9 protein-coding genes are annotated in these 13,926 nt (G+C 45.9%); 3 read left to right on the forward strand and 6 right to left on the reverse strand.

All coding sequences use genetic code 11. From position 1 onward, the window contains the following. The first annotated feature begins 159 nt into the window (after positions 1-159). Complete coding sequence (locus AB9N12_RS00360; RefSeq protein ID WP_369888970.1) at positions 160-1,311, forward strand: IS4 family transposase; 1,152 nt, start codon at positions 160-162, stop codon at positions 1,309-1,311. Positions 1,312-1,411: 100 nt separating this feature from the next. Here AB9N12_RS00360 and AB9N12_RS00365 read toward each other — a convergent pair whose 3' ends face one another. From AB9N12_RS00365 to AB9N12_RS00375, 3 genes are all read right to left on the reverse strand, one after another. Next, positions 1,412-2,395 (reverse strand): transposase, encoded by a 984-nt coding sequence (locus AB9N12_RS00365; protein WP_369888971.1) that lies wholly within the window; start codon positions 2,393-2,395, stop codon positions 1,412-1,414. Continuing rightward, on the reverse strand, positions 2,361-2,747 hold the full coding sequence (locus tag AB9N12_RS00370) for a hypothetical protein (RefSeq protein ID WP_369888972.1): 387 nt from the start codon (positions 2,745-2,747) through the stop codon (positions 2,361-2,363). The genes AB9N12_RS00365 and AB9N12_RS00370 overlap by 35 nt, the downstream gene beginning before the upstream one ends. 187 nt (positions 2,748-2,934) lie before the next feature. Beyond that, complete coding sequence (locus tag AB9N12_RS00375) at positions 2,935-4,554, reverse strand: ABC-F family ATP-binding cassette domain-containing protein (RefSeq protein ID WP_369888973.1); 1,620 nt, start codon at positions 4,552-4,554, stop codon at positions 2,935-2,937. A 238-nt stretch (positions 4,555-4,792) separates the two neighbouring features. Here AB9N12_RS00375 and AB9N12_RS00380 point away from each other — a divergent pair, with 238 nt between their 5' ends. Continuing rightward, positions 4,793-5,419 carry a nucleotide exchange factor GrpE gene (locus AB9N12_RS00380; RefSeq protein WP_369888974.1) on the forward strand — a complete coding sequence of 209 codons (627 nt, stop codon included), beginning with the start codon at positions 4,793-4,795 and terminating at the stop codon, positions 5,417-5,419. Between the two features lie 39 nt (positions 5,420-5,458). After that, positions 5,459-6,634 carry a molecular chaperone DnaJ gene (gene dnaJ, locus AB9N12_RS00385; protein ID WP_369888975.1) on the forward strand — a complete coding sequence of 392 codons (1,176 nt, stop codon included), beginning with the start codon at positions 5,459-5,461 and terminating at the stop codon, positions 6,632-6,634. Between the two features lie 186 nt (positions 6,635-6,820). On the opposite strand, the gene AB9N12_RS00390 is transcribed toward dnaJ, so the two are convergent. From AB9N12_RS00390 to AB9N12_RS00400, 3 genes are read right to left on the reverse strand one after another with little or no spacing between them, the layout of a single operon-like run. Continuing rightward, entirely contained in the window at positions 6,821-8,896 is a 2,076-nt protein-coding gene (locus AB9N12_RS00390) for a family 20 glycosylhydrolase (protein WP_369888976.1), read from the reverse strand. After that, a complete protein-coding gene (locus AB9N12_RS00395) occupies positions 8,896-11,220 on the reverse strand; it encodes a family 20 glycosylhydrolase (RefSeq protein WP_369888977.1) in 2,325 nt (774 codons plus the stop codon). Before AB9N12_RS00395 ends, AB9N12_RS00390 begins: the two co-directional genes overlap by 1 nt. 36 nt (positions 11,221-11,256) lie before the next feature. Next, positions 11,257-13,869 (reverse strand): glycoside hydrolase family 2 protein, encoded by a 2,613-nt coding sequence (locus AB9N12_RS00400; RefSeq protein ID WP_369888978.1) that lies wholly within the window; start codon positions 13,867-13,869, stop codon positions 11,257-11,259. Positions 13,870-13,926 lie beyond the last annotated feature (57 nt).

Here is a 13,926-nt window from a genome sequence, read left to right on the forward strand (position 1 = left end):
AATAGAGGCTATCCAATAGGGGGTCACCGGTAAAGTCTTGTGGGGTCATCGATAAAATCCCAATATTGTCCTAAATAAATTGGGGGAACAAATAAAAAGGAAGTAGAACTAAGGTAAAATGACTACCTTAGTAGCGAGCCACCAACTCATCTACTTCCTATGGCAAATATAACACTTTTCGCACAGGTAATATCACATCTCCCGAAAGAAAATATCAGGAAAATCATAAAATCTTCGGGGTCAGACAAGCATTGTAAGGGCTACAATACATGGAGTCAGTTTGTTAGCATGATTTTCAGCCAATTCTCAGGATGTGATTCAGTCAGAGATATCTCAAACGGGCTGAAATCAGCCACCGGCAACCTCAATCATTTGGGAATCAACCGTGCACCATCCAAGTCAACGGTAGCATATCAGAACGCCAACCGAGACAGTTCGGTTTTTCGCGGCATATTCTACTCGTTGTTTCAGTATTTCGGACAGCAAGCCCTATGGCAACGAAGAAAGTTCCGTTTCAAGATGCCGATAAAACTGCTCGACTCCACATTGGTGTCATTGACTCTGTCAATATATGACTGGGCACATTACACTACCACCAAGGGGGCGGTCAAGATGCACACGCTATTGGACTATGACAGTCTTTTGCCGGAGTTCGTGAATATCACCGATGGCAAAACCACCGACAACAAAGCTGCTTTTGATATTGAGTTACATCCGTATAGTATTGTAGTAGCCGACCGAGGCTACTGTGACTACTCATTGCTGAATAATTGGGACAGCAGCAACGTGTTCTTTGTAGTGCGTCATAAAGACAATATCCGGTACAAAGCCATAGAGGAGTTGCCTTTGCCTGAAAAACACGCTCAGAATGTACTTATTGACGAAATAATCGAGTTCGAACTCTCGGCGGCCAAATCCAAATATCCCAAACGTTTACGTCGCATCGCAGTATGGAACGATGAACACGGTTTTGAAATTGAGTTACTCACAAACAACTTCACATTGGCAGCATCAAGCATAGCGGCTCTGTACAAGGCTCGGTGGAACATAGAAATCTTCTTTCGCAACCTCAAGCAACTGCTACGCATCAAGAGCTTTATCGGCACATCCCGCAATGCCGTAGAGACCCAAATATGGACTGCTATGACTACAATGCTGATTCTGACATGGCTAAAGCACATCGCAAGATACAAATGGGCATTGGCTAACCTTGTGGTCACGCTCCGGCTGAACACATTTACCAAAATCGACCTCCAAAAATGGCTTGATCAACCATTTACACCACCTCCCGAAACCATCGAAAACGATTAGGGGGGATTGATTTTGAACTCTCGAGGCTATACTTAACAGTATAGTCAGTTAGCTCATGCTCAAAATTTATTTAGGACAATATTGAGAAAATCCTGTGGTTTTATGCATAAATTTTAGTTAGTCTATACAAGAAAAAGGGTATGTCTATACCCCCTCTAAGTTGTGCTCTGAACTGTTTAACTTTCGCATTAAATGATTCTGCAGCAGCATTTGATGCCCTATTAATATAGAAGTTTAGTATCTGCTCACTTCTGTCATATAATGTAGCAGCTATTGTGTTAAACGAGTCAAATCCAGATTGTTCTACTTCTTGATACCACTTCGCTAAATTGGTTCTTGCTCCTGCCTTTATCGATCGTTTATTAAAAATCATTCTTAAAGAATGACTAAGTGAATATGCCCGTTTAATATCCGGATATTCTCTGAATAAGACTGTAGCTCTGAGCTTCTGTGCTTCAGTCCATTTTTCAGCAGATTTGAAAAGCAGATACCGGCTCCTTGCCAATAATTCCTTGCGTGTATCACCATTCTTAAAGGTAAAAGGGGTATATTTCTTTTTCAGACCTTTAGCTTCCTGCCTGACATCAGTCTCTTCTTGTATAGCTTCCCAACGGTGTCCGATTCTAATTTCCTGTACAGCATCACACGCCAGCTTTTGAATATGGAAGCGATCTATCACACGGATAGCCGAGGTGAAACATCTGCGAACGATCTTGCGCATACTTTCTGACAAATCAAGAGTGACCTCCCGCACCATCCGAAGTGCTTCTTCAGGGATTTGTTCTAGCACAGCTATGACATCGTCAGCCTTGGTACCCTTGACAATAGCCACGATAGCACCTTTACCACCGTGTGCCTCTCTGTTGATGATTATAGTATATAACTCACCATTAGAAAGGGAAGTTTCATCAATACTCAAGTACGGTCCCAGGTTCTCGGAAAACAGCAGCCAGTTTGCGGCATGGGACAGTTGATCCCACATGCGGTAGTCACTTAGATACTCTTTATATTGCCGCTCAAACTGATCACCGTCAATATGATAATAACGTTCAAGAGAGCGGGCCGTAATCGGGTATTTCTCCAAGCAATCCTTTTAAAAAAGACGCGAATTCTTTTGAATGTCGCGTTCCCTGAGCGGTAAGCTCAAAAGTGTTACAGATGATAGAACCAGTTTCCTTGTCGAGCCATTTACGACGCCGTACACATAAGCTTACCTTACGGTCACGGATAGGAAAATCACGAATATAAACCGGAGGAAGAAAACCTTTGGACTCTAAAGAGTGAACCCTAGAGGACAAGGGAGGAAGATTTTGCTCATCTAAATGAATGGTTAACATTTCAGCGGTGTTCTCTATTTTAACAATATCAAAACACTCCAACAGGTCAGCTGGGAGTATGAAGCGAGCAAGAACTAAAAGAGTATCGTAACTAGTCATAAGAGTTTTTTGAAGGCAAAGATAAGAATTGGAGAGAAGAAGACCACATGATTTTACCGGTGAACCCAGATAAGAGTATATGAGAATATACAGAAAAATGACAATAATAATGGCATATGAAGTGATTATACTCTATCATCTTCATATGCCATGGTATTTGGGGGGAACATTTACTGAATATTCCTACTTATTTGTCTCCGTACATCTTCGCCCGTAATTCCTTAATATGGTCGGAAGTAATATATTCATCATATTCCATCATCTTGTCGATGATACCGTTCGGCGTCAGCTCGATGATGCGGTTGGCAACGGTCTGGATAAATTCATGGTCATGAGATGAAAAGAGGATATTTCCTTTGTACGTCTTCAGGTTGTTGTTGAATGCCTGAATAGATTCCAAGTCCAAGTGGTTGGTCGGAGTGTCCAAAATGAGACAATTGGCATTGCGTAGCTGCATACGGGCAATCATACAACGCATCTTCTCACCTCCGGAGAGTACGCTTACTTTCTTCAGCACCTCTTCACCGGAGAAAAGCATACGGCCGAGGAAACCTTTCATATACACCTCGTTGCCTTCTCCAAACTGACTCAACCAGTCCACCAGATTCAGGTCTGTATTAAAGAAGGCAGTGTTATCCAGCGGCAGGTAAGCAGTGGTAATGGTTACCCCCCAGTTAAAAGTACCTGCATCCGGTTTCATGTTTCCGTTGATGATTTCGAATAAAGCAGTCATCGCACGCGGATTGCGTGACAGGAATACCACCTTGTCACCTTTCTCCACGTTGAAGTTCACGTCGTTGAAAAGCACTACTCCTTCTTCCGTCTTCTTGCTCAATCCGGAAACTTCCAAAATCTGATTACCCGGCTCGCGTTCAGGAGTGAAGATGATGCCCGGATACTTACGTGAAGAAGGTTTTATTTCTTCTACATTCAGTTTTTCCAACATCTTCTTACGGCTCGTTGTCTGCTTGCTTTTCGCTACGTTCGCACTGAAACGGCGAATAAATTCTTCGAGCTCTTTCTTCTTCTCTTCAGCCTTCGCCTTCTGGTTCTGTAGCTGACGGAGAGCCAACTGGCTGGATTCGTACCAGAAACTATAGTTGCCGGCAAACAGATTGATTTTTCCATAGTCGATGTCCACGGTGTGCGTACATACAGAGTCGAGGAAGTGACGGTCGTGACTTACTACCAATACGGTATGCTCGAAGTTGGCAAGATATTCTTCCAACCAGGTCACTGTTTCCATATCCAAGTCATTGGTAGGCTCATCGAGCAAGAGGTTGTCCGGATTTCCGTACAATGCCTGCGCCAACATAACACGCACTTTTTCCTTACCACTCAATTCACTCATCAATACATAATGCTTATCTTCTTTCACGCCCAGTCCGCTCAACAGCATGGCTGCGTCACTTTCCGCATTCCATCCGCCTAACTCGGCAAATTTTTCTTCCAACTCAGACACCTTCAGTCCATCTTCGTCTGTGAAATCTTCTTTCGCATACAATTCTTCACGTTGCTTCATGATATTCCACAACACAGTATGCCCCATCATGACAGTATCCATAACGGTATATGAATCCCACTTGAAGTGGTCCTGGCTCAATACAGAGAGACGTTCACCCGGTCCGAGCGCAATTGTACCTGTTGTCGGTTCCAGTTCTCCGTCAATCGTACGAAGAAACGTAGATTTTCCCGCACCGTTCGCACCGATAATACCATAACAATTACCACTCGTAAACTTAAGGTTTACATCATTAAACAACACTCTTTTACCAAACTGAACCGATACGTTCGAAACTGTAATCATCTTATTATTTACTATTTTACTAATTATTATTTACTATTTGAGCGTGCAAAGGTAGACATTTAAAATGAATTATGAGCTATCCGATATGTGCCAATCTGACATAAAAGTGTTACCTTTGCTGCGTTTTTTGGCAAAACAGCCAACTTGGCAAAGTTTTTGTAGACGAAATCCATGACATCCGGTCAGTCCGGCATGTCTTTCACTGAAAATAATAATTAGTAAAACTGTAAATAACAATATGGATCCGAAAGAAAAAAAAGTGAAGGAAGAGGAGCTGAAGAAAGAGGAACTGAAGGAAAAGGAAGTGGAAAAAGAGGAACTGAACATTGAGGAAACTTCCAATCCTGCGGAAGACCAACCGCAAAACGAACAAACGGAGGAATCCGCTCCCCTGACTCATGAAGAAGAGTTGGAAAAGGAACTGGAAAAGGCTCAAAAAATGATTGACGAACAAAAGGATAAATACCTACGCCTGTCTGCCGAGTTCGACAACTTTCGTAAACGTACCATAAAAGAGAAAGCTGAACTGATCCTGAACGGTGGTGAAAAGAGTCTTGGCAGTATCCTTCCGGTAGTCGACGACTTCGAACGTGCCATCAAGACAATGGAAACAGCAACGGATGTCAATGCCATAAAAGAAGGAGTTGAATTGATTTACAATAAATTTATGGCTGTTCTGGCACAAAACGGTGTGAAAGTCATTGAGACTAAAGACCAACCGCTGGATACTGATTACCATGAAGCCATTGCAGTAATCCCCGCTCCGTCGGAAGCACAGAAAGGGAAAATTCTGGACTGCGTACAAACGGGATATACACTGAACAATAAAGTGCTCCGCCACTCCAAAGTGGTAGTAGGGGAATAAGGATTAGCAACCCATAAAACTTATAATTTTTAAAGAAGCATGGCAGAAAAAAGAGATTATTACGAAGTATTGGATGTGCCAAAGACAGCCACAGCAGAAGAAATTAAGAAAGCATACCGTAAGAAAGCAATCCAGTATCACCCCGACAAGAATCCGGGTGATAAGGAAGCTGAAGAAAAATTCAAGGAGGCAGCCGAAGCTTATGATGTGTTGAGTAACCCGGAAAAGCGTTCGCGTTATGATCAGTTCGGTCATGCGGGAGTGAGCGGTGCAGCAGGCAATGGAGGTCCGTTCGGTGGTTTCAGCGGCGAAGGGATGTCGATGGATGACATATTCTCTATGTTTGGAGACATCTTCGGTGGCCGCGGAGGAGGCTTCGGAGGTTTCAGCGGATTTGGAGGCGGTGGCGGTTCACAGCAACGGCGGTATCGCGGCAGTGACCTTCGTGTGAAAGTAAAGCTGACGTTGAAGGAAATCTCTACCGGGGTAGAAAAGAAGTTTAAACTCAAAAAATATGTGCCGTGTAACCAGTGTCATGGCACGGGTGCCGAAGGTGGCAGCGGTTCGGAGACTTGTCCTACTTGTAAGGGTAGCGGCTCGGTGATCCGTAACCAGCAGACTATTCTGGGCACTATGCAGACTCGCGTCACCTGTTCCACTTGTGGCGGTGAGGGTAAGATTATCAAGAACAAATGTAAGAAGTGTGGTGGCGATGGAATCATTTACGGTGAAGAAGTGGTGTCGGTGAAAATCCCTGCCGGAGTGACAGAGGGTATGCAGCTCTCTATGGGTGGCAAAGGAAATGCCGGCAAACACAATGGTGTGGCAGGCGACTTGTTGATTCTCGTAGAGGAAGAACCGCATCAGGACTTGATTCGCGATGAGAATGACTTGATTTACAACTTGCTGTTAAGTTTCCCGACGGCAGCTTTGGGCGGGGCTGTGGAGATTCCGACGATTGACGGTAAAGTGAAAGTGAAGATTGATCCGGGTACTCAACCAGGTAAAGTGCTTCGTTTGCGCGGCAAAGGATTGCCGAATGTGAACGGATACGGAATGGGGGATTTACTCGTCAATATCAGTATCTACATACCGGAAGCACTCAACAAGGAAGAAAAGAACATGCTCGAAAAGATGGAAGCTTCGGATAACTTCAAACCTAACACGTCGGTGAAGGAGAAGATTTTCAAGAAATTCAAGAGTTTCTTCGATTAAGACTTTGATAGATAAAGGTAACTTCAAAAGAGGGTGTGTCATAATGCCTAAATATAAAAAATTATCCCTGCCATAGATAGCTATAGCAGGGGTAATTTCCTCAAAAAGGGAATTTTGACACACCCCTCTTTTTTTACCAAAGAAAAAGGTATCGGGCCATAATCCGTTTCATCCGTGCCTGAAATATTATTTCACGATTATTTCGTCAGTAAATATCCACCCGCCAAACTCTTTACCGGCTTGCGCCTGATAGCGAACATATCTTCCACGGGCGTTTCCTTCCCAAGAGATGTCCGTAAATTTGATGGGATGGGCCTTGGTTACCTCAAAGGTCTGATGTTTCAGTTCCGTGAAGTGGATTCCGTCATCTGAGATTGAGATTGTAACCGATGCAGGCAGGAATACTTCCGCTCCTATCACTTGCATAAAGGCGGCGGTAACGGAATGGATGGCGGTTTCTTTTTCCATGTCAATGGTAACATCAAGGCGGTTCTTCGAGATAAAGCCTTGCCATGCACCGTCACCGTAAGTCCAGTCACCGCGTATACCGTCTGTCAGCGTGCGCTCACTTTGCGCCGCATAAGAAGAGTTGTAGGGAGCATTGTAAATCACTTTTTTCCCCAACGCCAGATGTGTAACGGGCCGGGCAGATTCGGGACGACTTCCGATTTCGTTTTTCAAGTCAAATGTATGGTAACCTTTGGCTTGCAAGTCCGCCACCGCCTTCAGCGCACGGGCATGGAAGTCCGGCCACGACTTACGCTCCGGAGCCGACCAGGCCACTTCCGCCAACGCCAATGCACGGGGATAGATCATATATTCCACGTGCTCGGGAGTCGGGACATATTCGGTAAATAGATTCACTTGTACACCATACACGAGTTTCGCCTGTTCTGCCGACAATGAAGCGGCAACCGGATTGTAAGCATAGACCTTTTTCAAAGGCAGGTATCCGCCGATGGCTTCCGGTTGGGAATACGGGGCATCCTGATAACTATCCAGATAACAGTGGCTTCCCGGTGTCATGATGGCCTGGTGACCGGAAGTTACGGCAGCAATGCCACCTTCCTCGCCACGCCACGACATGACTGTCGCATTAGGAGCCAGACCGCCTTTAAGTATCTCGTCCCAGCCCAGCAAACGACGACCGCGGGCGTTCAGAAACTTTTCAATCCGATGAATCAGGTAGCTTTGCAGTTCGTCCACATGAGAGAGGTGTTCGTCTTTCATTCTCTTCTGGCATTTCGGGCAGGTTTTCCATGCCGCCATACCGGCTTCGTCACCACCTATATGAATGTATTCGGAAGGGAAAAGTTCGAGGACTTCGGTCAGTACATTCTCAAGAAAAGTGAATGTTTCTTCGTTTCCGACACAGAAATCCGCGTTCTTATAGGGATCGCCTGCACAAGAGAGTTGCGGATAGGCTGCCAGCACCTCTTCCGAGTGGGCAGGCATTTCAATCTCCGGAATAACCGTGATAAAATGCTGACGAGCATATTCCACGATTTCACGGATATCATCTTGAGTATAGTAACCACCGGAAGCTCCGGGTTCGTCGAAACGGACATATTTGCGATCACCATTCCACCATTTCTTCCAGTTGGCATCAGTACGCCAAGCAGCAAATTCGGTCAGCAGAGGATATTTCTTGATTTCAATCCGCCAGCCTGCCGCATCTGTGAGATGTAGATGCAGACGGTTGATTTTATAGAAAGCCAGAGCGTCTATCTGCTTCTTCACAAATTCCTTGGAAAAGAAATGGCGGGATACGTCAAGCATCAATCCACGATAAGCGAAGCGTGGAGTGTCTTCTATCTCGACAGCAGCAATGGTGTAGTTGCCTGTGCCCGAAGGTTTTGCCCACTGCAACAAAGTCTGCATACCATAAAACAATCCGGCTCCCGAAGTTGCCCGAATCTGAATCCGTGACGGAGTGACAGAAAGTGTATAACTTTCGGGAGTGGGCAATTGCTCACTCTTTTCCGTTATCAACAGGGAAAGTACATCCTGCGCCTCTTTCTTCTTTCCTTTCTTCAAGTGAACGGGAAACGCTTTCAGGCAATTCTCCAAGAGCTGCGCTTCTTCCCCTTGAACGCTTGTATAAAGTCTTGTTTTCTCCGAAAGTAAAAAAAAGCCCGTCCCCTGCTCCAACTTCAACGGAACAGGTATGACGGACTGTGCTTTTATGGGATGTGCAAAGATGCACACCCCTAATACCCATAAGAAAAGACAAGCTTTAGCGCATCTATTCCTTATATTCATTAATCTATCGTGATTTCGTCTACAAACAGGAATGCCGGATTGTCTTTTCCACCATGCCATGCCGGTATTTTACTTTCAGACAGGGCAACCACTTTCACGTATTGAGTTTTCACCGGGCTGAATGACAGCTTATGTTCGTAGATACCATTCTTATCGCTTTCTTTCATAACAGGATACTCCTCGGAGGCGACTTTAGTAAAGCTCTCACCGTCATCGGACACTTCCACGGAGAATCCTCTTGCATCAAACACCCAATCGCCCTTTTCCACACAAGTAGAAATAGCAACACTCGAAATCTCGGTCGGCTGCTGAAGGTCGATAGTCACATCCATATCATTCTTATAAAATGCAATCCAACGCCCGGTCTTATAATTGCCGTTTCCTCTCAATCCGTCCACCAATGTAGATTCCCCCTTAAACATATATTGTTTGTTGACGGGTTGGTTGGCTACAATCGGCTTCATGCTGGACTTACTGAAATTAACCTTTTCGGAAATCACACGACTATTTCCGGTAGGGCGGACAGCAATGGCGGAGAAAGTTACATTCTCCTTGATTTTCAGCGGGCTTTCATACAGCGGAGAAGTGGCGGTAGGTTCCGTACCGTCCAATGTATAGTGGATAGGGGCATTGTCAATAGTTGACAGAGTGATGTCCAGTGTACCGTCCACAGGATTCGGAGTATATTCGGCAGTCACGTTGAACACATGTTTTGCGTAGTTGTACCCTTCGGCATCATACCACTTAATCAGGCGCGGCAAGCGGGACAGGAAGTCCTCATAATTCTTCTTGTCGGGAGCAGACCACTGGATTTCAGACACAGCAGCCCAACGGGGCAATACCATATACTGGACATGAGAGAAAATAGGCATGTATTCAGTCCAGAGGTTAGCCTGTACGCCCTTGATGTATTTTTGCTCTTCCGGAGTGAGGGAAGCCGGCATCGGCTCGTAGCTGTACACTCTTTCAAGCGGCAGATAACCGCCAATAGCAAGAGGTTCATTCTCCGTATCTTTTGTCTGGTAGTAGTCTAAATACAGATAAGTGTTCGGTGTCATGATCACATCGTGTTTCTGTTTGGCAGCTTCGATACCCCCCTTTTCGCCACGCCATGACATAACAGTCGCATTCGGTGCAAGCCCGCCTTCGAGGATTTCATCCCAACCGATAATCTGACGTCCGTGGGCGTTGAGGAATTTCTCGATATGGTTGATTACGAAACTCTGCAGACGTTCTTCCTTGCTATGCTTATCATCCGATTTCAAGCCCAGCGCCTTGATGCGTGCCTGGCATTTCGGACATTTTTCCCAACGTACTTTCGGACATTCGTCACCACCTACGTGGATATATTCCGATGGGAAGATTTCAATCAGTTCGGCATATACATCCTCGAGGAATTTCAATACCTGGTCGTTACCGGCACAGAGTACATCTTCGGATACCCCCCATTGTCTCCATACTTCATACGGACCGCCTGTACATCCCAGTTCGGGATAAGCGGCAAGGGCTGCCTGCATATGTCCCGGCAGGTCGATTTCGGGGATAACTGTGATATAACGTTCAGCAGCATAGGCCACAATGTCTTTCGCCTGTTCCTGAGTGTAGAAACCACCGTACGGTTTGCCGTCATATTCACCTGAGTTGCGTCCGATGACCGTCTCCGTTCTCTTGGAACCGATTTCCGTCAGTTTCGGGTATTTCTTGATTTCCAAACGCCATCCCTGATCCTCAGTAATATGCCAGTGGAAACGGTTCATATTGTGCAAAGCCATCATATCAAGATATGTCTTCACTTCATCTACGGTAAAGAAATGGCGGCTGGTGTCAAAGTGAGCACCACGATAAGCGAAACGGGGAGCATCCTTTATCTCTACTGCCGGCAATGCGATATCCGCACCTACTGCAACGGGCAATGATTTGCGCAAAGACTGGATTCCGTAGAATACTCCGGCTTCCGTAGGACCGGTGATAGTGATTCCGTCACCTGCTACCTTCAACTGATAGGATTCGGGATTTTCGGCTTCCGCTCCCAATGCTAGCACAATAGCATTCTTACCTTCTGTTCCGGCTTCGATGGCAAAATCTTTTCCGGTAGCTGTTTTCAGATAGTCGGCAAGAAATTTTGCGTTACGTTGCATTTTTTCATTACCTTCCGGATAAAGAATTTTCACTCCGCTCTTCAGGCTGAAAGGACTTCCCTGAGCTGTAACGATTTCCTGCGGCAAAGGAATGATTTGGTAATCAGCTTCTTGTTGCGCAGACTGGCACGAAGCGAAAAGTCCCGCCACTGCCAAGCATCCGGTTAGTTTTAAGAATTGTTTCATAAACTAAAAATTAAGTATTAAGTTACTAATAGATATTTAATCATAGGTTTCACGAATATGTTTGACTGCCCAAGGCATCTCCTCTCCTTTCTTAATTTGAGGAGAAGTGATGATGACCGTTTTCCGTTCTCCGGGCAGAAGGTCGAAGAAGTTGTCGCTAAAACGGGCGCCCTGCAAAGGCACTTCGATAAAGACGTCTTTCGCCAAGGCAGGAGAAAAGAGTGTCAGTTCGCATTTGCCTTCTGTCTGCTTCATCCTGCAGGTGATGGTCGTCTTGGGCAGGAGCAGGTCTTTGGTTTTTTCGAAGAAGTAGACTGTTTCGTCTACCGTACGACCGGACTTGTCTTTCAAAGTCAGTTGCATGAAGCAACTGCGCAGGTCGTCCGCAAGCGGGCGCTTTGCCGGAAAGAACAAATTGGTGAGCCAAGTGCGGTATACACATTGGGAAGTGTTGGCAGGAAGAGACAAAGCAGGAAGGACAACCGTTTTTCCAACTTTCTTTCCTGCAAAATTCATCAATTTCATTTCCAGTGTCAGTTTCTCCTGAGTGTCAAGACAGTCGGAAAGCAGGTAAACACAAAGTTCGTCACCTTCCAGCAAAGGGGTGATATGAACGGGGGCAAATGCACGCTTTGCCTGATAATGCAAAGCTTTCCAGTTACCGTAGTAGTCGATACCCGACCATGACACAACCGGCCAACTGTCGTTCAATTGCCAGTATAATGTACCCATGCAATAAGGACGATTGCGACGGTGCGCTTCCAGGCCGTGACGTATGCCATGTCCCTGCAATACAAGTCCGACATAGACAAAGTCCTCAAATCTCTCGGGTACGATATAATCACGTTCCATATAAGTACGAATCAAGGCATTGCCGATACTGCTCTTCTGATGGGCATTCATCACTTCCGATTCGATTTGATAATCTTCGGGAGATGCGAATGTGGCAATGGTCTTCATTTCGGGGAAGGACTGGAATCCGAATTCACTCATGAAACGCGGCAAATCGGTGTCTAATGATTCAAAAGGTTTCTGTCCGTACCAGACCCCCCAGTTGTGGCTATCCCCTATTCCCCATGATTCGGGACGTCCCCAGTTGGCGAAATAGGGAGAGCTGTGGATGTAGAAGCGGTCGGGGTCGAGTTCTTTCACTTTGGCGGGAAGTAACTCGCGGAAGAGTTTGTCGTAGCCGGTCATCATCTCCCGGTAGATTTTCGGGGTATATTTCTTCTGATATCCCCAGTATTTCAAAGCTTCCAATATTTCGTTGTTGCCACACCAGATGGCTAACGAGGGGTGGTTGCGGAGACGACGGATGTTATAGCAGGCTTCCTCCTCTACCCTTTTCAGAAAGGCGGGATCGGACGGATAAGGGGTACAGGCAAACATAAAGTCCTGCCATACCAGAATTCCGTTCTCGTCTGCGAGGTCATAGAAACGGTCGTCTTCGTAGGTTCCGCCGCCCCACACGCGGATGACGTTCATGTTGGCTTCCTTGACATCACGGAATAGTGTTTGATAGCGTTCGGTGGTGACGTTTGTCAACAGGGCGTCCTGCGGTATGTAGTTGGCTCCTTTGGCGAACATCGGGATGCCGTTTACTTCAAAATAGAAAGATTCTCCGTCCTTGTCCTTCTCGTTCACCAGGCGGACGGTACGGAGTCCGATTCTATGGGATTGTTCGGCTACCATATGGCCTTCGGTGATGATTTGGGCGGAGAAATCGTATAAGGTCGGGGCTCCCCAGCCGTTCGGCATCCAGCGTACCGGTGAGACAACTTCCGTAGGGATGCAGATGCGGTTGACTCCGGGTTGCAGAGAGACTGTTTGACTCGTGGCGGATTTCTGTTCCCCTTCAAGCGAAGTGTTGATTCTTATTTCTGCTTGAAGCGGATGGGGAAGTATGTTGTTTATTTCCAACTCATTGGATAACTTCGCTACCTGGTCGGTCAGGGATAGTTGCTTCACATGGTAGTCACTGATTGAGGCAGCATCGTAAAAGCGGATGGTTATCGGACGCCAGATGCCGCTGGTCACCATTCGGATTCCCCAGTCCCAGCCATAGCTGTAAGGGGCTTTACGGGAGAACACGCTTAGATGTTTATCGTGATGGTCGTTGTCTGCCGGGTAGTTGAATCCGTTTGAATTATATTGAGGCATTGTCTGCCGGATGGGGGAATGAAAGTAGATGTGAAGACGGTTTTCTCCGATACGGAGTTGGGACTTGACGGGTATGGTATAGCCGACAAACATGTTATCGGCTTTCACCAACAATGCTCCATTGAGGTATACATCGGCGTACGTATCGAGCCCCTCAAAAACCAATTGGGCGCCATCCCGTTTCAGTTGTTCGGGAGTAACAGTAAAAGCAGTCCGGTATTCCCAGTCTTCATTTTCCACCCACTGAATCTTTTGCTCATTGATGCCATAAAAAGGATTGGGAAGTTGCTGATGGTTGATAAGATCCTGATGAACAGTGCCCGGGACCTGTGCCGGCTGCCATAACTCCGTTCCTGCCTGAGAAAATTCCCAGGCTGTATTTAAAACTACCACATCGGAATTGTCATTGCTCTGCGCATATACTATACTGCAACAGCACAGCAATCCGCATATTATTTGAGTTTTTTTTCCTATCAAATTAAATATCATAGTGGGAGTATTAGATGTTAATGGTGTCAAAGATATTATTTTTCCATCAAATTTCCC

It is taken from the genome of Bacteroides sp. AN502(2024) (assembly GCF_041227145.1).
In the GTDB taxonomy this organism is placed as follows: Bacteria; Bacteroidota; Bacteroidia; order Bacteroidales; family Bacteroidaceae; genus Bacteroides.